Source organism: Streptomyces erythrochromogenes, assembly GCF_036170895.1.
Taxonomy (GTDB): domain Bacteria; phylum Actinomycetota; class Actinomycetes; order Streptomycetales; family Streptomycetaceae; genus Streptomyces; species Streptomyces erythrochromogenes.
Genome location: NZ_CP108036.1, coordinates 7,405,799 through 7,431,970 on the forward strand (window position 1 = coordinate 7,405,799; position 26,172 = coordinate 7,431,970).

17 protein-coding genes are annotated in these 26,172 nt (G+C 75.1%); 11 read left to right on the forward strand and 6 right to left on the reverse strand.

What is annotated here, in order from left to right; genetic code table 11:
• The first annotated feature begins 166 nt into the window (after window positions 1–166).
• A complete protein-coding gene (locus OHA91_RS33900; RefSeq protein WP_328740620.1) occupies window positions 167–1,570 on the forward strand; it encodes a virginiamycin B lyase family protein in 1,404 nt (467 codons plus the stop codon).
• Window positions 1,571–1,587: 17 nt separating this feature from the next.
• On the opposite strand, the gene OHA91_RS33905 is transcribed toward OHA91_RS33900, so the two are convergent.
• Window positions 1,588–1,980: a TOBE domain-containing protein gene (locus OHA91_RS33905; RefSeq protein WP_266503981.1), complete on the reverse strand. Its 393-nt coding sequence runs from the start codon at window positions 1,978–1,980 to the stop codon at window positions 1,588–1,590.
• Window positions 1,981–2,066: 86 nt separating this feature from the next.
• Here OHA91_RS33905 and OHA91_RS33910 point away from each other — a divergent pair, with 86 nt between their 5' ends.
• The 4 genes from OHA91_RS33910 to OHA91_RS33925 all read left to right on the forward strand — a co-directional run bounded on the left by OHA91_RS33910 (window position 2,067) and on the right by OHA91_RS33925 (window position 7,828).
• Window positions 2,067–2,996 carry an oxygenase MpaB family protein gene (locus tag OHA91_RS33910; protein ID WP_031157049.1) on the forward strand — a complete coding sequence of 310 codons (930 nt, stop codon included), beginning with the start codon at window positions 2,067–2,069 and terminating at the stop codon, window positions 2,994–2,996.
• A 26-nt stretch (window positions 2,997–3,022) separates the two neighbouring features.
• Window positions 3,023–5,170, forward strand: a complete 2,148-nt coding sequence (locus tag OHA91_RS33915) for a serine/threonine-protein kinase (RefSeq protein ID WP_328740621.1) — start codon at window positions 3,023–3,025, stop codon at window positions 5,168–5,170.
• On the forward strand, window positions 5,167–6,738 hold the full coding sequence (locus OHA91_RS33920; protein WP_031157053.1) for a phytoene desaturase family protein: 1,572 nt from the start codon (window positions 5,167–5,169) through the stop codon (window positions 6,736–6,738). The genes OHA91_RS33915 and OHA91_RS33920 overlap by 4 nt, the downstream gene beginning before the upstream one ends.
• A 103-nt stretch (window positions 6,739–6,841) precedes the next feature.
• The gene (locus OHA91_RS33925; protein WP_381732583.1) at window positions 6,842–7,828 is read left to right on the forward strand and encodes an alpha/beta fold hydrolase; all 987 of its coding nucleotides are present in this window, start codon (window positions 6,842–6,844) and stop codon (window positions 7,826–7,828) included.
• 53 nt (window positions 7,829–7,881) lie between these two features.
• On the opposite strand, the gene OHA91_RS33930 is transcribed toward OHA91_RS33925, so the two are convergent.
• Both OHA91_RS33930 and OHA91_RS33935 read right to left on the reverse strand, forming a co-directional pair.
• Window positions 7,882–8,331 (reverse strand): nitroreductase family deazaflavin-dependent oxidoreductase, encoded by a 450-nt coding sequence (locus OHA91_RS33930; protein ID WP_051893721.1) that lies wholly within the window; start codon window positions 8,329–8,331, stop codon window positions 7,882–7,884.
• 39 nt (window positions 8,332–8,370) lie between these two features.
• Window positions 8,371–9,582 carry an FAD-dependent monooxygenase gene (locus tag OHA91_RS33935; protein WP_266504029.1) on the reverse strand — a complete coding sequence of 404 codons (1,212 nt, stop codon included), beginning with the start codon at window positions 9,580–9,582 and terminating at the stop codon, window positions 8,371–8,373.
• A 77-nt stretch (window positions 9,583–9,659) separates the two neighbouring features.
• Here OHA91_RS33935 and OHA91_RS33940 point away from each other — a divergent pair, with 77 nt between their 5' ends.
• A complete protein-coding gene (locus OHA91_RS33940) occupies window positions 9,660–10,280 on the forward strand; it encodes a TetR/AcrR family transcriptional regulator (RefSeq protein ID WP_328740622.1) in 621 nt (206 codons plus the stop codon).
• Window positions 10,281–10,471: 191 nt separating this feature from the next.
• Here the strand turns inward: OHA91_RS33940 and OHA91_RS33945 are convergent, their stop codons facing one another.
• A complete protein-coding gene (locus tag OHA91_RS33945) occupies window positions 10,472–15,271 on the reverse strand; it encodes a hypothetical protein (RefSeq protein WP_266504033.1) in 4,800 nt (1,599 codons plus the stop codon).
• Window positions 15,272–15,296: 25 nt separating this feature from the next.
• Between OHA91_RS33945 and OHA91_RS33950 the strand changes: the two genes are divergently transcribed.
• Complete coding sequence (locus OHA91_RS33950; protein WP_031157066.1) at window positions 15,297–15,671, forward strand: VOC family protein; 375 nt, start codon at window positions 15,297–15,299, stop codon at window positions 15,669–15,671.
• A gap of 87 nt (window positions 15,672–15,758) precedes the next feature.
• Here OHA91_RS33950 and OHA91_RS33955 read toward each other — a convergent pair whose 3' ends face one another.
• Window positions 15,759–17,711: a serine hydrolase gene (locus OHA91_RS33955; protein ID WP_266504038.1), complete on the reverse strand. Its 1,953-nt coding sequence runs from the start codon at window positions 17,709–17,711 to the stop codon at window positions 15,759–15,761.
• Between the two features lie 283 nt (window positions 17,712–17,994).
• Between OHA91_RS33955 and OHA91_RS33960 the strand changes: the two genes are divergently transcribed.
• From OHA91_RS33960 to OHA91_RS33970, 3 genes are all read left to right on the forward strand, one after another.
• Window positions 17,995–19,110 (forward strand): NAD(P)H-dependent flavin oxidoreductase, encoded by a 1,116-nt coding sequence (locus tag OHA91_RS33960; RefSeq protein WP_031157070.1) that lies wholly within the window; start codon window positions 17,995–17,997, stop codon window positions 19,108–19,110.
• Between the two features lie 5 nt (window positions 19,111–19,115).
• Window positions 19,116–20,699, forward strand: a complete 1,584-nt coding sequence (locus OHA91_RS33965) for an acyl-CoA synthetase (RefSeq protein ID WP_328740623.1) — start codon at window positions 19,116–19,118, stop codon at window positions 20,697–20,699.
• A gap of 132 nt (window positions 20,700–20,831) precedes the next feature.
• Complete coding sequence (locus OHA91_RS33970; protein WP_031157074.1) at window positions 20,832–21,935, forward strand: calcium:proton antiporter; 1,104 nt, start codon at window positions 20,832–20,834, stop codon at window positions 21,933–21,935.
• A gap of 39 nt (window positions 21,936–21,974) precedes the next feature.
• Here the strand turns inward: OHA91_RS33970 and OHA91_RS33975 are convergent, their stop codons facing one another.
• On the reverse strand, window positions 21,975–24,449 hold the full coding sequence (locus OHA91_RS33975; RefSeq protein WP_328740624.1) for a penicillin acylase family protein: 2,475 nt from the start codon (window positions 24,447–24,449) through the stop codon (window positions 21,975–21,977).
• A gap of 157 nt (window positions 24,450–24,606) precedes the next feature.
• On the opposite strand from OHA91_RS33975, the gene OHA91_RS33980 reads away from it, so the two are divergent.
• Window positions 24,607–26,148: a fatty acyl-CoA synthetase gene (locus tag OHA91_RS33980; protein WP_051893724.1), complete on the forward strand. Its 1,542-nt coding sequence runs from the start codon at window positions 24,607–24,609 to the stop codon at window positions 26,146–26,148.
• The last annotated feature ends 24 nt before the right edge of the window (window positions 26,149–26,172 follow it).

Genomic DNA, 26,172 nt, shown 5'->3' on the forward strand with positions numbered 1-26,172 from the left:
CATGCCGTCACCCGGCCCCCTACGCTGCAGTGCACGCATGCTCCGGCATGCCGGAGCGCGCCGCTGTCGCGACCTCACGCGCCGCCCGACAGTGCCCGGACCCGTCGGCGAGGTCTCGCCCGATGACGGGCCCGCCCCCGAACCCCGGCCGAAAGGTCTGCCGCCGATGACCCCCCGCACCCTGGGCGGGCCCCCGCCCACCACCGCCCGACGCCGCCGCGCGCGCTGGGCCCTCCCGCTGGCCGCCGCCCTCCTCCTCGGCCTGGCCGGCCCGCCCGCCGCCTCGGCCCCCGCCCCGGTCCCCGGCCGCGCCGCGGTCGGGGACATCACCGAGTACCCGCTGGCCGCCGGCAGCGCGCCGAGCGGCATCGCCACGGGATCCGACGGCAACCTCTGGTTCGCCGAGACCGGCACCAGGAAGATCGGTCGGCTCACCCCTTCCGGGAAGCTGACCGAGTTCCAGCTGCCCGGCGTCGCCAACGACGCGCTCGGGATCACCGCGGGCCCCGACGGCAACCTGTGGTTCACGGACGTCAGCGGCCGGATCGGGAAGATCACCACGGCGGGTGCCATCACCGAGTACGACCTGCCCCCGGACAGCGGCCAGCCCTTCGCCATCACCGCCGGTCCGGACGGCAACCTGTGGTTCACCGAGGACCCCGGTGACCGGATCGGGAAGATCACCACAGCGGGCGTCATCACCCGGTACGCCCTGCCCCACGAGGGCAGCGGCCCGGAGAGCATCGTGACCGGACCCGACGGCAACCTCTGGTTCACCGAGATCCTCGGCAACCGGATCGGGAAGATCACCACCGGCGGGACGGTCACCGAGTACGACCTGCCGCACCCCGACAGCGGACCGGACACCATCACCGCGGGTCCCGACGGCGCGCTGTGGTTCACGGAGCTCTTCGGCAACCGGATCGGGAAGATCACCACCGCCGGGACGGTCACCGAGTACGACCTGCCCACCGCCGACAGCGGCCCGGACGGGATCGCCGCCGGGCCCGACGGCAATCTGTGGTTCACCGAGCAGCTCGGGAACGGCATCGGCCGGATCACCCCCGCAGGGCGGTTCGCGCACTACCCGCTGCCCGCCCCGGCGAGCTTCCCCACCCGGATCACCGCAGGTCCCGACGGCGGCATGTGGTTCACCGAGATCGTCGGCGACCGCGTCGGGCGGGTCGAGGCCGGCGCCGGCCGGCCCAGGGCCGACCTGGCGGTCCGCCTGAGCGCGCCGGCCACCGTACGGGAAGGCGATCAGTACACCTACACCGTCACGGTGACCAACAACGGGCCCTTCGCCGCGGCGGACACGGTGGTCACCCTGAACCTGCCGCGCGGGGCGCAGGTCACCGGCACCGCTCCGGTCGCCGACCGGGGCGGCACCAACCGGGTGAGCCGACGGATCGAGGCCCTGGGCGCCGGACAGCTGCGGGTCTTCCACGTCACGGTGCGGGCCGCCCAGCGGCCCGTCGTCATCGCGACCGCCGAGGTCCACTCCCGTACGCCGGACCCGAAGCGGAACAACAACACCGACAGGACGGTGACCCGGGTGACCCGTCCCTGAACGTCCCGCCGCGGAGCTCAGTCCACGTCGATGTGGACGCTGGTGGACTTCACGCGGGCGATGGCCCGGACGCCGACCGCGAGTCCCAGTTCCTCGACCGCCTCGCGCGTCAGCAGGGAGACCACCCGGTGCGGTCCCGCCTGGATCTCCACCTGGGCGGCGACCTCGCCGAGCGTCACCGCGGTGACGATGCCGGGCAGCGCGTTGCGGACGGACGTCGCGACCTCGCCGTCGCCCTCGGCGGGCTCCCGGGCGAGCTCCACGCAGAAGGCGGCCAGGTGCACGCCTTCCACCATCCGCCTGGTGCCGTCCCGCCGGGTCGGGAAGCGTCCGGCATCCGCCCAGCGGCGGGCGGTGTCGGTGCTGACGCGGAGGAGTTGGGCTGCCTCGCCGATGGTGTAGAGCTGCACGCCGCAACTCTATGCCGCCCGCTGCCCCGCGGGCGCCCGTCTCGGTAGGCTGGAGCCGCCGGGCGCCTGCGACGGGGAGGTACGGGATGGGGAACACCGCGACCGGTCCCGGGCCCCGGCCCGGGACGGGAGCCGGAGCCGGCGCCGACCCCGGGCTCTACGGCCCCGCCTCCGTCACCTGGCAGTGCCACGGCGACCCGATGATGTGGATCGCCGGGGTCCGCGCCCTCTACCTCCAGGCACTCCACCCGCGCGCCGTCCGGGGCGTCATGGAGAACTCCGACTTCCGGCGCGACGCCTGGGGCCGACTGCTGCGCACCGCCGACTTCGTCGGAACCCTCACCTACGGCACCACCGAGGCCGCCGAGCGTGCCGGCGGTCGGGTCCGCGCCATCCACCGCAGGCTGTCCGCCACCGATCCGGCCACCGGCCGCACCTTTCCCGTCGACGATCCCGAGCTGCTGCTGTGGATCCACTGCGCGCAGATCGACAGCTTCCTGCACGTCCTGCGCCGATCGGGCCTTGCGCTCACTCCCGCCCAGGCCGACCGCTACGTCGACGAGAACCGCGTCAACGCACGCCTCGTCGGCCTCGACCCGGCCGGCGTCCCCGCCGACACCGCCCAGCTCACCGCCTACTTCGAGAAGGTCCGCCCCGAGCTCGCCGCCGGCCCCGACGCCCTCGCCGTGGACGACTTCCTGCGCGGCCCGCCCGTCCATCCCCTCCTCGTCCCTGGCCGAAACCTGCTGTGGCGCCCGCTCGCCGGCCTTGCGTACGGTTCCCTCCCCGGCTGGGCGCACCAGCTGTACGGGCGGCCCGCTCCCGCCCCGCGCAGCGTCACCCGGCGCCTGCGCCTCACAGGACGCGTGCTGCGCAGCATTCCCGCAGGTCTGCGCTGGAAGCTGCCGCCAGGTCACATCTTGAAAGCGATGCGTCGCATGGGCCCCGGGAGCCGCCCCTCTCCGTACACACTGCGTACATCAGCGGCCATACTGGACCGGCCGGGGAGGGCGTAGCGCGACAACGGGGGCGACTTTAAGACATGGCGGAGTCCAGACTGATCCAGGGCCGGTACCGGTCGCTCGATCTGATCGGGCGCGGCGGCATGGGCGAGGTATGGCGCGCCCGGGACGAATCGCTGGGCCGGCAGGTCGCCGTGAAGTGCCTCAAGCCGATCGGCGCCGATCAGGACGCCCACTTCACGCAGGTGCTGCGCGAGCGCTTCCGGCGCGAGGCGCGCGTGGCCGCCTCCCTCCAGCACCGCGGCGTCACCGTCGTGCACGACTTCGGCGACGACAGCGCTGCCGGCGGCCCCCTCTACCTCGTCATGGAGCTGCTCGAAGGCCGCAACCTCAGCCAGCTCATGGAGGACAACGAGACCCGCCCCCTCCCCGTGGACGTGGTCGTCGACATCGCCGAGCAGATGGCCGCCGCCCTCGGCTACACCCACGACCAGGGCGTCGTCCACCGGGACCTGAAACCGGCCAACATCATGCGGCTCGTCGACGGCACCGTGAAGATCTGCGACTTCGGCATCGCCCGGCTCGCGCACGACATCGGCTTCACCGCCAAGCTCACCGGCGGCGGCATGGCCATGGGCACCCCGCACTACATGTCGCCCGAGCAGATCGCGGGCGGCGAGGTCGACCACCGCAGCGACCTCTACTCCCTCGGCTGTGTCCTGTACGAGATCGCCACCGGCGCCCCGCCCTTCGACCTCGGCGACTCCTGGTCGGTGCTCATCGGCCACCGCGACACCGCGCCCGTGCCGCTGCGCGAGCACCGCCCCGAGCTGCCCGGGTACTTCGAGCAGGTGGTCCTGGACCTGCTCGCCAAGTGCCCGGACGACCGCCCGCAGGACGCCCGCCACGTGCACCGCACGCTCGTCGAGTCCCGGCTCGGCCCCGGCGGGCTGCCCGGCGCCCTCGGCCCGCTCCCGGCGTGGGCCCGCGGCATGACCGCCGGCCGCAAGGCCGGCATCGAAGCACGTCCCGCGAGCGGCCGGTGGGCCGTGCTCACCGGCTCCTGGACGGCCGTGCGCCCCAGCGGCGCGCAGCCCGTCCTGCGCCCCGGCGGCGCGCAGCCCGTCCTGCGCCCCGGCGGCGCGCAGCCCGTCCTGCGCCCCGGCGACGAGCGGCACGGCACCATCGTGCGCCCCGCGCCCGCCGAGGACCCGCGCCTCACCGCGGCCTACGGGTTCCCGCGCCAGGCCGGCCCGCGCGAGACCGGCCCCGACGCGCTCGCGGCCGGCCACGCCCGCGCCCACACCCTCAGCCGCGCCGGCCGCCCCGAGGAGGCGCTCTCCGTGTACGCGGCCGTGGCCGACGGGCGCGCCCGGGTCCTCGGCCCGGACCACGCCGACACCCTCGCCGCCCGCCAGGAGGCGGCGTACGAGATGGGCCGGCTCGGCCGCCACCAGGAGGCGCACGACGTCTACCGCGCGGTGCTCGTCGCCCGCGAGCGGACCATGGGCCAGCTCCACCCCGATACGCTGCGCTGCCGCCACAACCTGGCCTGCGCCCTGCGCGCGCTGGGCCGGTACGCGGACGCCCACACCACGGCCGTCGCGGTCGCCGCGGACCGGGAGGCCGTCCTGGGCGCCGAGCACGCGGACACCCTGCTGACCCGGTACGAGGCGGCGTACGCGCTCGGCCGCCTCGACCGCTGGCAGGAGGCGCTGGCCGGCTTCCGCGAGGTCGCCGCCGCACGGGAACGGGTCCTCGGCCGCGACCACCCCGACACCCTGGCCGCCCGATACGAGGTCGGCATCGCCCTCGGCCGCACCGGCGGCAGCGCCCAGGCCCTCGACCTCTTCCGGTCCCTGGTCCGCGACCGCACCCGCGCCTACGGGGCGACCGACCCGGAGACGCTCCGCGCCCGGCACGTCCTCGGCGTCAACCTGGGCCGCCTGGACCGCTGGGAGGAGGCGGTGGCCGAGGCCCGCCAGGTGGCCGCCGTACGGGCCGAGGTGCTCGGCGCCGAACACGCGGACACCCTGGTCAGCCGCCGGGAGCTCGCCGTCGGCCTGGGCCGGCTGGGCCGCTGGGACGAAGCCCTGCCGATCTACCGGGACCTGTCCGGCATCCGTGAACGGTCGCTGGGCGACGAGCATCCCGAAACGGTGCTGGCCCACGCCGACGAGGCCCACTGTCTGGAGCGGCTCGGCCAGGTGTGCTACCAAGAGCCATGACGACCTTCGGGCGGGACGTGTACGACGATGTGATCGTGGGCGGCGGGCACAACGGTCTGGTGGCAGCCGCCTACCTGGCCCGGGCCGGCCGCTCGGTGCTGGTGCTGGAGCGGCTCGGGAACACCGGCGGGGCGGCGATCTCCAGCAGACCCTTCGTGGGCGTCGACGCCCGCCTCTCGCGCTACTCGTACCTGGTCTCCCTGCTGCCCGACAAGATCGTGCGCGACCTGGAGCTGAACTTCGCGGTACGCCGGCGCACGGTCTCCTCGTACACGCCGACCGAGCGCGACGGACGGCCCGGCGGACTGCTCGTCGGCGGGGGAGAGGAGCGCACCCGGGCGTCCTTCGCCCGGCTGACCGGCTCGGACCGCGAGTACGAGAGCTGGCGCGGCTTCTACGAGACCACCGGCCGGGTGGCCCGCAAGGTGTTCCCGACCCTGACCGAACCGCTGCCCACGCGGGCGGAGCTGCGGGCCCGGATCGACGACGAGGCCGCGTGGCGGATGCTGTTCGAGGAGCCGCTGGGACAGGCCGTGGAGCGCCACTTCGCCGACGACCTGGTCCGCGGGGTGGTCCTGACGGACGGCCTCATCGGCACCTTCGCGGACGCGCACGACCCCTCCCTGGCCCAGAACCGGTGCTTCCTCTACCACGTCATCGGCGGCGGGACGGGGGACTGGGACGTGCCGGTCGGCGGCATGGGCGCCCTGACGGACGCCCTGGCGGCGGCCGCGACCAAGGCCGGGGCGGAGATCGCCACCGGCCACGAGGTGCTGCGGATCGACACCGACGGGGTCGGTCCGGCCGAGGTGGTGTTCCGTACGGCGACCGGCGAAGGCCGCGTCGTCGGCCGTACGGTGCTGGTGAACGCCTCGCCGCAGGCGCTGGCCGAACTCCTCGGCGAGACCCCGGCCCAGGACCCTGCGACGGCCCCCGAGGGTGCCCAGCTCAAGGTCAACATGCTGCTGCGCCGGCTGCCCCGGCTGCGGGACACCACCGTCGACCCGCGCGAGGCCTTCGGCGGGACCTTCCACATCGCCGAAGGGTACGAGCAGCTCGCCCGGGCCTACGCGGAGGCCGCGGCCGGGGAACTGCCGTCCGTACCGCCCTCGGAGATCTACTGCCACTCGCTGGCCGACCCGACGATCCTCGGGCCGGAACTCGTCGAGCAGGGCTACCAGACGCTCACCCTCTTCGGCCTGCACACCCCGGCCCGGCTGTTCGGGCACGACAACCAGCAGGCCCGCGAGGTGCTGCTGACCGCCACCCTGGCGCAGCTCGACGCCCACCTGGCCGAGCCGCTCACCGACTGCCTGGCCTTCGACGCGGACGGCCGCCCCTGCATCGAGGCGAAGACCCCGCTGGACCTGGAGCGCGAACTGCGGCTGCCCGGCGGCCACATCTTCCACCGCGACCTGTCCTGGCCCTACGCGGACGAGGACGGCGGCCGGTGGGGCGTGGAGACGGCCCACCGCAACGTCCTGCTGTGCGGCGCGGGCGCGGTCCGCGGCGGCGGCGTCAGCGGGGTCCCCGGCCACAACGCGGCGATGGCGGTGCTGGAGTACTAGCGCCAATGCCCAGAGGGAGGGCCGGCCGTCGTGGCGTGTCCGAAACCGGCCGGTCACGGGTGCGCCCGAGCCTAGGGTGTTACCCATGCGTAACATGAGTGGTGTGAGTGACATCGGTGGCGCGGAGCGTCCCGGCGGACGGTCACGGCGCGGGGTCCTGAGGGCCGCCGTCGCCGGAGCCGGAGCGGTCGCGGCGGTGGGCGCGGGGGCCTCCGCCGCGACCGCGGACGCGCGGAGACGGGGCGCACCCGTCTTCGTCCTCGTCCACGGCTCCGGAAGCAACTCCTACGGCTGGGGCCCGGTCCTGCGGGAGCTGGGCCTGCGCGGGCACCGGGCCATCGCGGTGGACCTGCCCGGCCACGGGCCCGGCGCCTACTTCCCCGTCTCCTACCAGACCCCGCAGGACCTGGAGCGGCTGGCCACGGAGCCGTCGCCGATCAGTGCCGTGACGCTGGCGGACTTCGCGGCCCACGTCGTCGGGACCGTGCGCGCCGCGCACCGCAACGGCCCGGTCGTCCTGGTCGGCCAGAGCCTGGGCGGGGTGACGCTGAACGCGGTCGCCAACCAGGTGCCCGAGCTGATCTCCCACCTGGTGTACGCGTCCGCGTTCTGCCCGACGCGGCACAGCTCGGTGATGGAGCTGATGACGACCCCGGAGGCCGCCTCCAGCGCCCTGTTCCGGATCCCCGGCTTCAAGACCCCGCCGGAACTGGGCGTCAACCGGGTCAACTGGCGTTCCGGCGACCCCGCCTTCTTCGCGGCGGTGAAGGACGCGCTGGCGGCCGACTGGTCGGACGCGGAGGTGCGGACGCTCCTGAACATCCTCGAACCGGACGAGTCGGCGGCGATCGGCGCCGCCGACGCCCGCGGTCTGCCCGACCGGTGGGGGCGGGTGCCGCGCACCTACCTGCGGTTCGGCGAGGACCGGGCCATCCCGCCCGCCCTCCAGGACCTGATGATCCGCGAGGCGGACGGGACGACGCCGCGCAACCGCTTCCGCGTACGGTCGCTGGCCGCGCCGCACGTCGGTCCGCGGGACCCGGCCGTGTGGGCGGACGAGCTGGAGCGCGTGGCGCGCACGTGCGGCTGAGGTGATGCGGCCGCCGGGGTGATGCGGCCGGGGTGACGGGCCCGCCGGCGTGCCTACGCGGCGGGCTCGATCACCACGATCGGGATCTCCCGGTCCGTCTTGGCCTGGTACTCGTCGTAGGCGGGCCAGTGCTTCACCATCACCGGCCAGTACGCGGCGCGCTCCTCGGGGTCCGCGGTGCGCGCCGTGCCCTGGAGGATCCGCGGGCCGACCTGGATGCGGACCTGCGGGTTCGCGCTCAGGTTGCGGAACCACAGGGGGTGTTCGTCGGCGCCGCCCTTGGAAGCGACGAGCAGGTAGCGGCCGTCGGCCTCACCGTAGATGAGCGGCGTGCGCACGGGGTTCCCGGAGACCCGGCCGACGGTGGTGAGCAGGAGGGTCTGGGTGCCGTTCCAGTACTGGCCCTCGGTGCCGCCGGAGCCCACGTACTGCTTGACGTGTTCCAGCTGCCAGCTCCCGGCCCGCGGGTCGGTCGGGTGGTCCCAGTCGATTCCGGTCGTCATGGGGTGTCGCCTGCCTTCGTTTCGAACGGTCAACGAACCTCACCAACGAGTGCCAACGCCCTTGGGTGCGCCCTCCATTCCGGCCGGAAGGGTGAACCCGTCGAAGAGGCCGTCCATCGCCCGGTGCGCCACAGCGGCCGGGGTGGCGCGGACGGCGAGGTCGCGCAGGGCCGCGGCGAGGGGGTGGGTGAGGGCGGCGATCCGGCCCGCGCGCCGGGCCCGGACGCGGATGGCGTCGGTGCGGGCGCAGCGGGCCGCGCTGTAGGCGGCGAGGGCCGCCGGAACGCCACCGGTGCCGGCCCCGTCCAGCAGGTGGGCGAGGACCACCGCGTCCTCGACGGCCTGGCACCCGCCCTGGCCGAGGTTGGGGGTCATGGCGTGGGCGGCGTCGCCGAGCCAGGCCAGGCGCCCGTGGTGGAAGCGGGGGAGCGGCGCCGCCAGGTCGTAGAGGTCGTGCTGGAGCACGGCCGCAGGGTCGATCCGTTCCAGCAGGGCCGGGATCGGTTCGTGCCAGGTTCCGTAGCGGCGCAGGAGTTCGGCGCGGACGTCGGCGGGGCGGTAGCCCTCGGGGGCGACGGCGGTGGCGTAGACGTAGCTCCTGCCGTCGGCGAGCGGGACCACGCCGAAGCGCTCGCCGCGGCCCCAGGTCTCGGCGGTCGCCGCTCCGGCCGGGCTCGCGCCGGCCGGCAGGACGGTGCGCCAGGCGGTCTCCCCGCTGTGGCGCAGGCCCGGGTGGTCCGGGAAGTACCGGCGGCGCAGCGGGCTGTGGATGCCGTCCGCGGCGACCACGAGGTCGGCGGAGCCGTCGAGGTCGCCGGCCGTGGTGCGGACCACCGGGAAGCCGTCGGCGCCGTCCACGGTGGTGACCGTGACGCCGTAGCGGACCGTCCCCGCGGGGAGCGCGGCGGTCAGGGCGTCGGTGAGGGCCGAGCGGTGCACGGCGAGCGGCGGGCCGCCGTAGCGGGCGGCCAGGGCCGCGGTGTCGGCGCGGCTCAGCCAGCGGCCGTCGGGGCGGCGCAGGCCCATGGCGGCCGGCAGGGCACGCCCCGCCGCGCTGCCGATGTCGAAGCCGATGGCGTCGAAGGCGCGCAGGGCGTTGGGGGCGAGGACGATCCCGGCGCCCACGGCGGCCGGGCCGGGGGCCCGCTCGCACACGGTCACCCGCCAGCCCTTGCGGTGCAGGGCCAGGGCCGCGGTGAGTCCGCCGATCCCCGCCCCTGCGACGACCGCGTGACGCTGAACTGCCGACATGACGGATCCCTGCCTTCCTCCGAGCCTCTACATCTGTAGAGGATGACGGTTTCACTCTACAGCTGTAGAGTGGTCCGATGTCCACCCCTCCCCCTGCTGATCGCAGAACGCTGATCGCCGACACCGCGATCGGCCTCGTGGCCGAAGCCGGTCTCCGGGGCCTGACCCACCGCGCGGTCGACGGTGCCGCGGTGCTGCCCGCGGGCAGCACTTCGTACTACTTCCGCACGAGAACGGCGCTGATCGCGGCCTGCTACCAGCGGCTGGCCGAGCTGGACCTCGCGGACGTGGACGACGGGAGTCCCCCCGGGTCGGCCCCGCCCGCCCTCGCGGTGATGCCGGACCGGGACGCGGCCGCGGCCGCGCTGGCCGGACTGCTGTACCGCTGGCTGACGGTGGGGCGCGAGCGCCAGCTGGCCCGCTTCGAACTCAGCCTGGAGGCCGCCCGCAACCCGGAGCTGCAGGCGGATCTCCACCGGGCGGGGCAGGGGGCCCGGGTCCGGGCCGCGGGCATCGCCGCGGCCCTCGGGTCCGACCGGCCCGAAGAGGCCGCGGAACTGCTCGTCGCCTGGACCGAAGGGCTTCTCTACGACCGGCTGGCCGGCGCCCTGGCCCGCTCCCGCCCGGCCCCGGACCTTGCCGAACTGACCGCCGTGGCCCGCCGGATGCTCGCCGCGGCCCTGGCGGACCCGGCCTGACGCAGAAGAGCCCCGCCGCACCGGGGGATGTGGCGGCGGGGCTCTTCCATCGGTACGCACCGGCGGGATCAAGGCGGGAGGGCCGGTGCGTTCCTCCTGGTGGAGTGTGCACACGCTACGCCCGGCGTGGCTGAAAATACACCCCTCCGTATGGCTTGAATCAGGCGCTCGTGAGGGTCAGGATTTTCTGTTCAGGCACCGCCCGAAGTCCGCGCCCACGCCTGCGCGAACAGCTCGTGCAGCGGCGCCGTCGGCAGCAGCCGGACGAACGGCGCAAGGACCTCGCCGCGCCACAGCGGCGACGCCAGGTGGCTCGCCAGCTTCACCGTCTCCAGCGGCAGGTGCGGGGCCTTCAGCTCGGTCCACTCCCCGGGCAGGAACACCGTCCGGCCGGCCCGCGCCCGCTTCGCCTCCACCACCGCGCCCGTGGCGAGGAGTTCCGCCCGCGCCGCCGCGTGCTGCTTGGCCGACCAGCCGTTCCACCGCCGCACGTTGCGGTCGGTGGGCGCGGCCAGCGTCGCCAACTGGAGGTACAGCGCCGCCGCGTCCGCGCCGGCCCCGAGCGCGCCCGCCACCCCCGCGACCAGCTCCGGGCAGGACTGCCGCGGGTCCGCCTCGTACGCGCCGACCGCCACCGCCCCCGAGCCCGCGCGGCGCATCATCCGCTCCAGCCCGCCGCCGGCCAGCAGCAGCGCCACCCGGTCCATGGCGTCGGCGAGGCCGGTGATCGCGCGGATCCGCCCCCGTACTTCGGCGTCGTGGGCCCGCGCCGGCCGCAGGAAGGCGGCACCGCCGGGCGCGCACACCACCAGCGGACCGGAGTCGTACGCGGTCACCGGCGGTTTCCCGTTCTCCTCGCGGCGGTCCTCCGCCACCGGCAGCCGTGCGGGCCCGAACTGCTCCGCGATCGGCACCGTGCTGTCCGCGACGCGCCCGCCGGGCAGCGCCAGCAGCAGTTCCGGCCGGTCCAGTTCCGCGCGCAGCCGCTCGTACAGGTCCGCCGCACCGGCCACCGCGGGATCGCCTACGGGCCGGTCCGTCCACGCCCACACCAGCGCGCTCGCGATCTGCCCGATCGCCAGACCCACCGGGGTGCGGCGCGGCAGTTCGGGTCCGGCCGGCGGAACCGCCCGGACCTCCACCCGGCCCCCGTACCGAGTGGCCGCCAGCTCCCAGCCGGCCGCCTGCACGGTCGAGTCCGCGGCTGCCCCGTAGCCGCCGGCCAGCCGCCGGGCCCACACCTCTGACAGCCCGAGGTCCGCCTCCAGCGCGTCGGCCGCCTCGTCGTGCACGGGCGACCCGGTCCCGAGCAACTCCCGCCACACCCCGGCCATCCGCTCCACGGCCGCCTCGACCCCGCCCGGCCGCCACAGCTCCTCCGGGTCCGCGGGCAGGGCCGCCGCCAGTACGGCACGCCGGCCGGCAGACCCCAGCCGCTCGCGCAGCACCTCGTACGACTCGGCCGTCATCGGCGTCGCCCGGTACGGGGCCTTGCGGGCCAGGGCGCGCTGCTCATCGCGGTCCGGGCGGCCGACCAGACCGGCCACCACCAGCCGGGCCACGGCCGCGCGCACGCCGGTCAGTTCGGCGAACCGTGCGGCCGCCGACTCCGGGAGCGGCACCGGACCGTGCGCGTCGACCGCGGCCACCAGGGCCCGCAGCCGGGCGGCGTCGTCACGGTCCACGGCGACGAGCCGTGCCTGCGCGACCGCGGCCGGCACCGGGTCCTCGCCCTCCGGGCCGCCGGCGGCGGGCGCCACGAACCAGCACTGCGACCCGCCCGCCCGAACGGGCGCGGACGCCACTGCGGTCGCACCGGCCCGCAGTGCGTCCAGCACCTCGGACGGTGCCCGGCCCACCCACCACCGGCCGCCCGCACGCGCGACGGGCTGGTCCGCCCACGTGTCCAGCAACGCCAGCAGAGCGGCCCGCTCCGCGTCCGGCGTCGGCGCCACCGCCGCCCGCCACGCGGCGGCGTCGATCGAGCCCAGCAGCTGCGACCAGTCGTGCGGCGGCGCCGGCGGCGAAAGCCGCCGCACCTCCTCCACGATCGTTCCGGCCAGGCAGGCGCCGTCGGCGGCCAGCGCGCTCAGCGTCGCCGGCAGGACCACGTCCGCGGTACGCCGCCACGCACCTCCCTCGCCGGTCGCGACCAGCCCGAACAGCGCGGGCATCAGCTCGGTGTCCGGAGCCGGGCGGCGCGGCAGGGCCGGGGGCGCCTCCAGGAGCAGCCGCACGCGCCGGTGCAGGGCGCGCCGCCGCTCCTCCACCCGGGCGGCCCGCCCGGCCACCGCCACCACGGCCTCGACCAGCACCGGGTCGGTGACGTCCGGCAGCTCCCGGGCCACGGCCGCGCGCAGCGCGCCCGCACCGTCGAGAGCGGCCTCCAGCAACGCCTGCGCCGCCGCGGACCCCACCGCCCGCAGCGCCCGGGAGCCCGCGGCGTCCCGGGTGCGCAGCAGGTACCAGAAGGCCGGCGGCAGGGCCGTGCCCCCCGACACGGTGACCCGGCGGGCCGGAGTGCCCCGCGACGCCCCGGGCTTGGGGTGCCCGTCCAGCTCCCACAGCAGCGTCCCGTCGGCCGCGTACGCGCGCACGCCCGTCAGGGTCTGCGCCTCGGCGAGGACCACGTCCTGCGCCGCCCCCTCCGGCGGGGCCCACAGCCCCCACGGTTGCTGGCCCGGCCGGTCGATGTCGAACCGGGCACTGCGCCCGTCCACGCTCTCCACCAGGTAGTGGTCGGGCGCCGGATCGCGGTGCCCCGTGCGGAAGAGGACGCGGGTCCCGACCAGGCCGTCACGGCTGCCCAGCGGGGAGCCGGGCAGCCCCGCGGGCAGCGGCGCCAACTGGAGGGCCTCCACATCGAGGGCCATCCCGGCCTCGGACGGCTCCGCGGCCGGATCGGCGTTCGCGGCCCGTCCGGGGAAGTCGGGCAGCGCCGCCGCGCCCCGCGCCTCCCCGGTGACCGGGTCGACGAGCCCCCAGGGACGCCGCCCGAAGACGGCGTTGGTCCAGATCCGCGAGCCGTCGCCGAGCTGCAGCTCGTCCCGGTGGATGCCCTCACGGCCGCCCGGGCGCAGCACCCGGTGCCCGCCGTGCCGCCCGCCGCCGTCGGCCGTCTCGAACTGGAAGCCGTACGCCCCGTCCAGGCTGCCGCCGCACGGCACCAGCCCGCCCGTCTCGTCCGGCGTGAACGGCTCGTCGGGGCGGTCGGCCCAGAAGGCGGAGTCGCAGTGGTAGCGGTTCCCGGCGGTCCAGCTCACCAGGAAGGAGCCGCCCACGTAGTGCACCGCGTACATGGACGCGTCCTCGGGCACCGTGAACCGGCAGGAGCCCCGCACCCCGTCGGGGGCGACGGCGACCGCCCGGTCCCGTCCGAACACCGTCAGCACCGGCCAGGTCGAGGTCACCCCCGCCACCCCGGGCAGCGCCGCGTCCGCCTCCTCGGGGCCGGCGTCCGCCGCGAACCGCGCGTACACGGACTCCAGGGCCGGCCAGGCCAGTTCCTCCGGCAGCCCGGCCGCCAGCGAGCGCCGCAGGGCTCCCGCCGCGCCCGCCCCGGCCAGGGCGTCGCCGATCCCGCCGAGCGCCGAGACCGTCGGCCGGTCCAGCAGCGTCTCCAGCTCGGCCACGGCCTCCTCGGCCCCCGCCATGCCGCCGCCGGCGACCGTGGCGACGAGCTTGCCGACGCGTACGGCCACCCCCTGGGCGATGCCGTCGTTGCCCGGCAGCAGCGTCACCGCCGACCCCGCCCGCGCGGGTCCCGCCTGCCACCTGGGCCTCAGGCCCGCGTGCACGGTCCCCTCCAGCCGGGGGCCGAACACCGGGTCGGCGGCGAGCGCGGCGAGGTCCCGGCGGGAGTCCGTCCCCCAAAAGCGCATCCGGACCTCCGGACCCGGATCGACGACCGGGACCCCGGCCGCGAGGCACGCGTCCAGCACGTCCGCGTCGAAGCCCTGGTAGTGGTGCCGGGTGGTGTGCACCGTGACCGGGGTGCCCGCCGCCCGCAGCCGCGGCCCCAACCGGCCCACCAGGTCGAGGAATTCCGGCGGGAGCGGCTGCCGGGCGACGCCGCCGCCCGACTGCGCCGCGTACTGGTACATGCGGACGAAGCCGCCGACCCACCGGGCCAGGCCGCCCTCCGGGACCACCCGCCCGGCCTCCATCGCCTCCGTCGCGCCGCAGGCGACCAGCATCCGCAGCCACGCCCCGCCGTCGGTGGCCCCGTCGGGGAAGACCTCCACCAGCCCCGCGGCCACGGTGTCCGCCGGCGGGTGGGCCGCCAGGACCGGGGCGGCGGCCGTCAGCAGCGCGTCCGGCACCGACTTCTTCCGGGTGGCCGACAGGATCGCGCCCACCAGCCGGGCGACCTCCTCGGTCCCGAGCCCGGCCGTCTTCGCGGAGGCCCGTACCCGCCGCACCAGGTCCGCCGGGAGGTCCGCCGCCGAGCCGGCCCACGCGGTCAGGAAAGCCTCCAGGGCCGTGTGCGCTGCGGCCGGCTCCGACGTCTCGGCGAGGAACCGCTGGTGCGCCCCGAACTCCTTGGCCGGCATGGCCCCGCCCTGGGCGAACAGCAGGGCGTTGGCCCGGCGGTAGGCGGGGTCCACAGGCAGCCCGTGGCGGTCCTCGGCCGCCCGGGCCGCCGCGTAGGCCCGGCCGCCCGGGCGGCTGCCGTGGCCGATCAGCCGGTGGCCCACGGTGTCCCAGAACCACGGCAGATGGGCGGGCGGCAGTCGGCGCGCCCACGCCGTCATCGTGTCGACGAACCGGCCCGGCTTGGACCGGGACCGGCCCAGTTCGGTGGCCATGCCCTCGACCAGGTCGCGCGCGGCTTCGGCGGCGCCCGGGTCGTGGGCGGCGACCCAGTCGGCGTAGGTGGTCGAGCGGTGCGTGCCGGTGGCGGGCAACAGGGCGTCGAGCGAGGCGATCATGTCCTGGATCGTCGCACGCGTCACCGACAGGGCGGCGCGGTAGGCGTGCGGCGTCTCCACGCTCGGTGGGTTCTAGGATCCGGTCATGATCGCTGAACTGCAGTGCGTGGTCCTGGACTGTCCCGAGCCGCGCGTGCTCGCCGATTTCTACCGGTCGCTGCTGGGCGGCAACGTCGACCAGCCGGACCGGCGTTGGTCCCTCGACGAGGACTGGGCGACGCTCCACACGCCGTCCGGGCCGGTGCTCGCCTTCCAGCGCGCGGCGGACCACGTGCCCCCGAGCTGGCCCGACCCCAGCCGGCCGCAGCAGTTCCACCTGGACCTCGGCGTTCCGGACCTGGACCGGGCACAGGAGGAGGTGTTCGCGGCCGGCGGGACCCTCCTCGACGGATCGGACGGACGCGGCTGGCGGGTCTACGCGGACCCGGCGGGGCATCCCTTCTGCCTCGTCCGCGACTGACCCGCGACTGACCCGCCCGGCAGTTCGGCCCGTTCGGCCCGGGCGGTCCGCTCGGCCCGTTCGGCCCGGTCAGTCCGCTCGGCCCGGTCAGTCCGCGGACCGGGTCCAGCCGACGGCCTCGACGCGGGCCGCGTCGTCGGGCCGGTCCTCCGCGAACAGCAGCCGGGCCGGTTCCGCCACGCGCACGACGTCCACGTACGCCCCGCGACCGACGTAGCGGCCCGTGGCGGAGTGGCGGAACCGCAGCCGTACCTCGCGGCCCGCCCAGGCGGCGGTGAGGGGGGCCTCCAGGCGGTGCCAGATGCGTCCGGACCAGCCGCCGACCGAGCCCCGCGGCCACTCCTCGGCGACGCCGCCCGTGGACCGCAGGGTGGTGAACGGCAGCGGGGCCCAGTCCACGCCGTCCGGCGAGACCTCCAGGTGCAGGGCGCCCTCGCCGGGCACGGTGTCCCACCACACGGCGCAGCGCAGCCGGGCTGCGGCCGTGGCCGGGGTGAGCGGGGGCAGGGTGAGGGTGCCCGAGCCGCCGGGGGCGGTCCCCGAGAACCAGGCGGCGCCGCCGTGCCGGGTGCGGACCGGGACGGCGCGGGCGAAGCGGTTGCCGACGGCGACCCGCGGGGCGCTGCCGGCCCGCCAGGTGCGCACGGGGTGGACGGAGTTGCCCAGCAGGATCAGGAAGGAGTCGGTGGAGGGGTCGAGGACGAGGGAGGTGCCGGTGAACCCGGTGTGGCCGGCCGAGTGCGGGGTGGCCATCGCGCCCATGTACCAGTGCTGGTAGAGCTCGAAGCCGAGGCCGTGGTCGTCACCGGGGAAGGCCGTGTTGTAGTCGGTGAAGAGCAGTTCGACGGAGGCGGGGCGCAGGATGCGCCGGCCCGCGTAGGCCCCGCCGTCGAGGAGGGCGCGGGCCAGGACGGCCAGGTCCCAGGCGGTGCCGAAGACCCCGGCGTGGCCCGCGACCCCGCCGAGGGCGTACGCGTTCTCGTCGTGGACCTCCCCCCACACCAGGCCGCGGTCCAGGCCGGACCAGGGCGGCCGCTGCACCTCGGTGGCCGCGGTGACCCGGCGCCAGGAGAGCGGTGGGTTGTAACGAGTGCGGTGCATACCGAGCGGAGCGGTGATCTCGTCGTGGAGCAGCACGTCCAGAGTGCGGCCGGTGATCCGTTCCAGGAGCAGTTGCAGCGCGATGAGGTTGAGGTCGGAGTAGCGGTAGACGGTCCCCGGGGTCTCCTGCGGCCGGACCGACCACAGCAGCCGCAGCCGGCCCTCGCGCGTGGACTCCTGGTAGAAGGGCGCCCAGGAGCGCAGCCCCGAGGTGTGCGTGAGCAGTTGACGGACCGTGATGATCTCCTTGCCGCCGCCGGTGAACTCCGGGAGGTAGCGGCGCACCGGGGCCTCCAGCTCCAGGCGCCCCCGCTCCATCTGCTGCACGGCCAGGATCGAAGTGAACAGTTTGGTCAGGGAGGCCAGGTCGAAGACGGTGTCCTCGGCCATGGCGATCCGCTCGGCCGCGGGGAACTCCCGGACCCGGTCGGTCCGTCCGTCGTACTCCGCGTACCGGACGGCGTGGCCCATGGCCCGGTGCAGGGCGACCGTGCGGCCCCGTCCGGCGAGGACCACCGCGCCCGCGTAGTACGGGTGCTCGGGGGAAGGGCCCAGGAACCGCCTCGCCTCGTCCGCCACCGCCTCCAGGTGCCTCTCCAGCAGCCCGGCCTGGCGCGCGGACCCGTACCGCAGGCGCAGCCCCTGCAGGGCGCGCCGTTCGGCCGGGCCGCCCGCCGCGCCGGCCGCGCCGGTCGCCCCCGGGAGCGCTGCGTGCAGGACGAGCACCCCGCCGAGGGCGAGCAGCCGCGCCCCGAGCCGCCGCCGGCTCAGCCCCCGCAGGGGCTCGCACGGGCCTTCGCGCTCGTGCTCCGGCCGCTGTCCGAGGCCGTGCCGGCGCTCTTGCGGTTGCTCACGGGCGGTGCCGCCCGTCCGTGCCGTGCCGCCCGTCCGTACCGTGCCGACGTCCGCCACCACTTCGGCCCCCGTGTCCGCTGCCATGTCCGGCCCTCCTCGTCCGCATCCCGCATCCCGCGACCCGTGCCCGCAGTGCCTTCCGGATGTGCGCCTCCCGGGCCCGCACCGGCACCGGCCGGCCCCGGTACCCGCCGCGCGCACCGCGGGCGGACCGGACCGGGCCTCCCGGAACTGCCGAGCGTGCCGCAGGCTATGGGGTATCTGCCCGCACCTCGGGCACCCTCCCCACCGACCGGGCCGTAAAGAATCTGACACTGCATCAGAAAACCTCTTCCCTCGGCCGCCGGGCTGCGGCATCCTGCCGCCCATGGAGACGGAGCTGAGCAGGAAACTGGGAGTCGAGCACGCCATCTTCGGCTTCACGCCCTTCCCCGCGGTCGCCGCCGCGATCACCCGGGCGGGCGGGTTCGGCGTACTCGGCGCGGTCCGCTACACCGCGCCCGACGACCTGGGGCGCGACCTCGACTGGATGCAGGCGCACACCGACGGCAAGCCGTACGGCCTCGACGTCGTCATGCCCGCCAAGAAGGCCGTCGACGGCATCAGTGAAGCCGACATCGAGGCGATGATCCCGGCCGGACACCGCGCCTTCGTCCGCGACACCCTCGCCAAACACCACGTGCCCGAGCTCGCCGAGGGCGAGGCCTCCGGCTGGCGCATCACCGGCTGGATGGAGCAGGTCGCCCGCAAGCAGCTCGACGTCGCCTTCGACTACCCCGTCAAACTCCTGGCGAACGCCCTCGGTTCCCCGCCCGCCGACGTCATCGCCCGCGCGCACGACCACGGCGTGCTCGTCGCCGCCCTCGCCGGCAGCGCCAAACACGCCCGCCGCCACGCCGAAGCCGGCATCGACGTCGTCGTCGCCCAGGGCTACGAGGCCGGCGGCCACACCGGCGACATCGCCACCATGGTCCTCGTACCGGAGATCGTCGAAGCCGTCGCACCGCTCCCGGTCCTCGCCGCCGGCGGCATCGGCAGCGGCGAGCAGATCGCCGCCGGCCTCGCCCTCGGCGCCCAGGGCGCCTGGCTCGGCTCCCTCTGGCTCACCACCACCGAGGCCGACCTCCACTCGCGCGCCCTCACCGAGAAGCTCCTCGCCGCCGGCTCCGGCGACACCGTCCGCTCCCGCGCCCTCACCGGCAAGCCCGCCCGCCAGCTGCGCACCGAGTGGACCGACGCCTGGGACGACCCGGAGGGCCCCGGCGCCCTCCCGATGCCGCTCCAGGGCCTCCTCGTCGCCGAGGCCGTCTCCCGCATCCAGAAGTACGAGGTCCAGCCGCTGCTCGGCACGCCCGTCGGCCAGATCGTCGGCCGGATGAACAGCGAACGCAGCGTCCAGGCCGTCTTCGACGAGCTCACCAGCGGCTTCGAGAAGGCGATCGACCGCATCAACCGCATCGCCGGCCGAGTCCGAGAGGCGTGAGAGCCATGACCGCCACGACGTCCACCACCCCCGCCGCCGACCGGCAGCCGCCCAACGGCTTCTGGGCGCAGGCCGCCGCCGACCCCGGACGCACCGTCCTGACCGCCCCCGGGGGCGAGGAGTGGAGCGCCGGCCGGCTGCACGCCGACGTCAACCGGCTCGTCCACGGACTGCGCGCCGCCGGGCTGGAGAAGGGCGACGTCTTCGCCGTCGTCCTCCCCAACGGCGTCGAGTTCCTCACCGCCTACCTCGCCGCCTCCCAGGCCGGCTTCTACCTCGTCCCCGTCAACCACCACCTCGTGGGCCCCGAGATCGCCTGGATCGTCGCCGACTCCGGCGCCAAGGTCCTGATCGCCCACGAGCGTTTCGCCGAGGCCGCCACCGCCGCGGCCGACGAAGCCGCCCTGCCCGCGAGCCACCGCTACTGCGTCGGAACGGTCCCGGGCTTCCGCCCGTACGGCGAACTCCTCGACGGGCGGTCCGCGACACCCCCCGCGGACCGCACCCTCGGCTGGGTCATGAACTACACCTCCGGCACCACCGGCCGCCCCCGCGGCATCCGCCGCCCCCTGCCCGGCAAGCTCCCGGAGGAGACGTACCTCGGTGGCTTCCTCGGCATCTTCGGCATCCGCCCCTTCGACGGCAACGTCCACCTGGTCTGCTCGCCGCTCTACCACACGGCCGTCCTGCAGTTCGCGGGCGCCGCCCTGCACATCGGGCACCCGCTCGTCCTCATGGACAGGTGGAGCCCGCAGGAGATGCTGCGCCTGATCGACGCGCACGCCTGCACGCACACCCACATGGTTCCGACCCAGTTCCACCGGCTCCTCGCCCTCCCGCAGGAGACGAAGGACGCCTACGACGTCTCCTCGATGCGGCACGCCATCCACGGCGCCGCGCCCTGCCCCGACCACGTCAAGCGGGCGATGATCGACTGGTGGGGCGGCTGCGTGGAGGAGTACTACGCGGCGAGCGAGGGCGGCGGCGCCTTCGCGACCGCCGAGGACTGGCTGAAGAAGCCGGGAACCGTCGGCAGGGCCTGGCCGATCAGCGAACTGGCTGTCTTCGACGACGACGGCAACCGGCAGCCCCCGGGCGAACTGGGCACCGTCTACATGAAGATGAACACCGGCGGCTTCAGCTACCACAAGGACGAGGGCAAGACGAAGAAGAACCGCATCGGCGACTTCTTCACCGTCGGGGACCTCGGCCTGATGGACGAGGAGGGCTACCTCTACCTCCGCGACCGCAAGATCGACATGATCATCTCCGGCGGGGTCAACATCTACCCGGCCGAGATCGAGTCGGCCCTGCTCACCCACCCGGCCGTCGCCGACGCCGCCGCCTTCGGCATCCCGCACGCCGATTGGGGCGAGGAGGTCAAGGCCGTCATCGAACCGGCGGAGGGCTTCGCGGCGGGCGACGCCCTGGCCGCCGAGATCCTGCACCACTGCGAGCGGCAGCTCGCCGGGTACAAGCGCCCCAAGACCGTCGACTTCATCGAGACGATGCCGCGCGACCCGAACGGCAAGCTCTACAAGCGACGGCTGCGCGACCCGTACTGGGAGGGCCACGAGCGCGCCATGTGAGCGGCACCCGGTCGGCCGTGGCGGGCGAGGGGAACCCGCCACGCCAGGAGGATCCGTGAGAAATGCCACGTCAGGGCGCTGGGAGCGCGCCGTGCGACGCACCGGAGGGACACTTCTGGCAAGTTGGCAGATATGGGTACGACGAAGCGCAGATCCCCCCTGACCGACTGGACCGTCCTGGTTCCCGTGCTGGCGCTGGTCGCGCTGGTGTTCAGCTGGGGGAGGGAGCTACCCGGCTTCGCCGTGGTGCTCGTCGCACTCTGCCTGGCCGGCGCCGTCCTGGCGGCCGTCCACCACGCCGAGGTCGTCGCCCACCGGGTGGGCGAACCGTTCGGCTCGCTCATCCTCGCCGTCGCGGTCACGGTCATCGAAGTGGCCCTCATCGTCACCCTGATGGCCGACGGCGGGGACAAGTCCGCCTCCCTCGCCCGGGACACCGTCTTCGCCGCCGTCATGATCACCTGCAACGGCATCGTCGGCGTCTCCCTGCTCGTCGGCGCCCTGCGCAACCGGATCGCCGTCTTCAACCCCGAGGGGTCCGGGGCGGCCCTCGCCACCGTCGCCACCCTCGCCACCCTCAGCCTGGTCCTGCCGACCTTCACCACGAGCAAGCCCGGCCCGGAGTTCTCCACCGGGCAGCTGACCTTCGCCGCCGTCGCCTCGCTCGCCCTGTACGGGCTGTTCGTCGCCGTCCAGACGGTCCGCCACCGGGACTACTTCCTGCCCGTGGACACCGGCCGGGACGCGGACCCGCAGGAAGACCACGCGGCGCCGCCCACCGACCGCGCCGCCCTGCTCAGCCTCGGCCTGCTGCTGGTCGCGCTCGTCGCGGTGGTCGGCGACGCCAAGGCCGTCTCCCCGACCATCGAGACGGCGGTGGCCAAGGCCGGCCTGCCCCAGGCGGTCGTCGGTGTGATCATCGCGCTGCTCGTCCTGCTGCCCGAGACCCTCGCCGCCGTCCGCGCCGCCCGCCGCGACCGCGTGCAGACCAGCCTCAACCTCGCCTACGGATCCGCCATCGCCAGCATCGGGCTGACCATCCCGGCGATCGCGCTGGCCTCCATCTGGCTCTCCGGCCCGCTCATGCTCGGTCTCGGCCCGGTCCACATGGTGTTGCTCGCCCTGACCGTGGTGGTCAGCACGCTCACGCTCGCCCCCGGCCGCGCGACGCTGCTCCAGGGCGGGGTGCACATCGTGGTGCTGGCCGCGTACCTCTTCCTGGCCGTCAGCCCGTGACGGGCGCGGGCCGGGGCCGGAAGAGGCCGCGGCCCCCGGTCACCGCCGCTCGCGGACCAGTACCACCTTCAGCTGCGGCGAGGTGAGGATGTCCCGCTCGCAGAAGCGCGCCCTGACCCAGCGCTCCTCGGAGAACAGCCGGGTCTGGTCCGCGTAGTACGGCGAGCCCGGGTTCGAGGACTGGCCGTACGTCAGCAGGGTGCGCGCCACCGGGCAGGAGCTGCCGTCCCAGCCGACCGCCTGGATGTGGCTGGAACCGTTCGCGACGTCCGGGTAGCCGCCGGCCGCCGCGTTCCACCGCGCCTCGACCTTGTTCCAGACGCCGAGCGCCTCCGTACCGCCGCCGACCGGCAGCTTTTGGCCGCCCCGGACCACGAACTGGTGCTCGCCCAGCGGGGCGTCCAGTGCGATCCCGGCCGCCCTCAGCTCCGCGACGGTGTCCGCGAGGGCCCGCCCGATGCCGGGCGCCTCCCGGTTGAGCGTACGCGGCGTACGTACGGGATCGGCGGCCGAGAACGGCACCAGCCACAGGTCCGCGGCCGGGGTCGACGCCGTCAGCCTGCGCCAGAACCGGTCGAACAGCAGCGCGCCACGGCTGCCGGCGTCGGTCGTACGGTCCCAGCCCGCCAGCACCGCGCACGCCGCGGAGACGTCCACCGCCGAGCCGTCGGCCGCCGTGGCCGTGCCGCCGGGCAGGGCGGAGCAGGCCTGGGCCGCGTCCGCCGCCGCCAGGTCACCGGCCGGCGCCCGGTTCGCGAACTGGAGCTCCTGCAGGTCGGCCACGGTCAGCCGGCCCTTCCCGGCCATGGCGGACACGTCCTCGACCGCCCCGCGGGTCCGCAGTGAGCGCGGGGTCGCGACATTGCCCCAGATCCGCTCGTAGCCCGTCAGCGGCCGGTCCGCATTGGCCAGCCAGGCACTGTCGTTGGAGTTCTCGGCGTAGGGGGCGTCGCGCAGCGTCGGCGCCTTCCCCGGGCCGAACACGCCCGGCTGCACCGCGTCGGCGTCCGAGCCGAGCGCGCAGTCGCCGCGCGCACCGTCCAGCACCGCCAGCCCCGAGGCCGGATACACGGCCCGGCCCAGCGGCGTGGAGCAGCGGGCGGCGAGCTCGTCGGTGATCCGGGGGAGCACCTGGGTCTGGGTGAAGAGCGTGCCGCCCGCCGAGTCCGCGGCCACCGTGTTGACCCAGGGCAGGCCCTGGGTGCGGGCCAGGGCGGCCTGGATCCCGGCGACCGAGCGGGCCTTCCCGAGGGCGAGGGCGGTGTCGGAGCCGCGGAGGTTCGACGCGTTGGGGTCGTTCAGTGCGTACGCCGACCGGGTGGTCCAGGGCAGTGGCAGGCCGGCGCCGAGGCTCGTGACCACCGGGCCGTAGCGGGTCCACCACTGGGTGCGGGTGACCGGATCGCCGCCCGCCACGGGTACGGTGACGGTCCGCCGGGTCATCGTGTGCGGGACGCCGTCGACCAGGTAGGCGGTCGGATCCGCCGGGTCGAGGGTGAGCTCGTGCAGGTTGACGGGGGTGCCGGTCGCCACCGTGTGGCTCCAGGCCACTTTCTCGTTGAAGCCGATGCTGACCGCGGGCATGCCGAGGAGTGAACCTCCCGACACGTTCAGCTCGCCCGGGATGGTCTGCTGCGACTGCCAGAAGCGGCGCCCGCCCTGCCACGGGTAGTGCGGGTTGCCGAGCAGCAGACCGCGGCCGCTCGCCGTCGTGGACCCGGCGAACGCCACCGCGTTGGAGCCCATGTCGTACCGGCTCGTGTCGAAGAACTCCCGCGCCGCCTGCGCCGCGGCGGCCGGATCGGCCTCCCGCGGATCGGCCTCCCGCGGATCGGCTTCTTGCGGTGCGGCCGGGCGGGCTCCGCCGGCCGGGGCCGGCGGCTGGGCGCCCGTGATGCCGTCGATGCCGCGCCCCTCGCCGCCGAGGACCGCGATCGCGAAGCCGCGGGCGGCCACGTCGACCGTGGTGACCGGGCGGAGCCAGGCCGCGCCCTTGCAGGCCGGGTCCGTGACCTTGTTCTGGGCGAGCCAGGCGTTGTAACCGGCGGCCCAGCCGCGCATCAGCTCCTTGAGGTCCTTGCTGGGGCCCGCCGGGGCGGGTGCCGCCAGCAGCCTCTCCACCGTGCCGGACTCCCGGACGCCCTTGAAGTACAGGTCGCTGGAGAGGTTCCGGGTGAGGGAGGAGAGCGACCCGTCGGTCGCGGCGTCCTGCCCGAACCAGCGCGAGCGCTCGCCCGAGACGGTCACGAACCCGTCCGCGAGGACGCAGACCTGGTCCGCGGCCTGGGCCCAGCCGGTGCCGAAGCCGACCTGCGCGTAGCCGCGGCCGAGGATGTGCGGTATGCCGTTCTCCGTGTAGCGGACGACTGCGGACAGGCCGCCGCCGGACGGTGTCCGCCCGTCGGGCGCCGCCCGGGCCTGGGCGTGGGCCGGCGGGACCGCGGCCGCCGCGGCGAGCAGGGCCGCCCCGGCGAGGGCGACGCGACGGAGCGCCGAACGCGTTCTGCGGTGCAACGTACCTCCCAAGTGGCCTGAGAACGGCCGTGGTTACCCGATGGACAGGCGGTGCCTCCGTGCCCCCACACTCATTCAGGCGCACCGGCGGCCTGTCAACATCCCGCTTGGTATCCGGTCATTGACCCCGGCCCGCCCGGCGGCGAGGATCACGCCCATGACGTCAGCGCGAGCGGGGCAGGCAGGGCAGGCGGCAGGCGCCGTGCGGGACAACACCGTCGACGGACTGGTGCGCGACAGCGCGCGGCGGGCCCCCGACCGCCTCGCCGTCCGCTACGCCGGGCGGAACTGGACGTACGCGGAACTCGACGCGGCCGTCACCACCGGGGCCGCCCTCCTGCGGGAGCGGTACGGGCTCGCAGGAGGCGACCGGGTCGCCACCTTCGCCCACAACTCCGACGCCTACCTGCTGGCGTTCCTCGCCTGCGCCCGGGCCGGCCTCGTCCACGTCCCGGTCAACCAGAACCTCACCGGCGAGGACCTCGCGTACATCCTGGACGACTCCGGGAGCGCCCTCGTCCTCGCCGACCCCGGCCTGGCCGGGCGGGTCCCCGACGGGTATCCCGTACGGGCCCTGCGCGACGCCCCCGACTCCTTCCTGGCCGCTCTGGCCGAGCCGCTGCCCTTCGCGCCCGACCGCGACCCGGGCCGCATGGCGCAGCTCCTCTACACCTCTGGGACCACCGCCCTGCCCAAGGGCGCGATGATGACCCACCGGGCCCTCGCCCACGAGTACGAGAGCGCCATCGAGGCGCTGGACCTGGCCGAGGACGACCGGCCGCTCCACTCGCTGCCGCTGTACCACTCCGCGCAGATGCACGTCTTCCTGCTGCCGTACCTGGCGGTGGGGGCCCGCAACACCATCGTGGACGCGCCGGTCGCCGAGCAGGTCTTCGACCTCGTCGAGGCGGGCGAGGCGGACAGCCTCTTCGCCCCGCCGACGGTGTGGATCGGCCTGGCCAACCACCCGCAGTTCGCCGAGCGCGAGCTGGGCGGGCTGCGGAAGGCGTACTACGGGGCCTCGATCATGCCGGTTCCGGTCCTGGAGCGGCTGCGCGAGCGGCTGCCGGGCCTCGCCTTCTACAACTGCTTCGGCCAGAGCGAGATCGGCCCGCTGGCCACGGTGCTCGGCCCCCGGGAACACGAGGGGCGGATGGACTCGTGCGGCAGGCCGGTGCGCCACGTGGAGGCGAAGGTCGTCGACGAGGACGGCAAGGACGTGCCGGACGGCACCGCGGGCGAGGTGGTCTACCGCTCACCGCAGCTCTGCCTGGGCTACTGGAACGACCCCGCGGCGACCGGCAAGGCCTTCCGGGACGGCTGGTTCCGCTCGGGCGACCTCGCGGTGCGGGACGCCGAGGGCTACTTCACGGTCGTGGACCGGGTGAAGGACGTCATCAACTCGGGCGGGGTGCTGGTCGCCTCGCGGCAGGTGGAGGACGTGCTCTACACCCATCCGGGCGTGGCCGAGGCGGCGGTGGTGGGGCTGCCCGACGAGCGGTGGATCGAGGCGGTCACGGCGGTGGTGGTGCCGCGCGGTGAGGTGACGGAGGCGGAGCTGATGGCCTACGCCCGCGACAGGCTGGCCCACTTCAAGGCCCCGAAGCGGGTCCTGTTCGTGGACGCGCTCCCGCGCAACGCCAGCGGCAAGATCCTCAAGCGGGAGCTGCGGGACCGCTTCGGAGCGCGGGGCCGCTGACACCCGTACGGCAGCGTGGGGTCA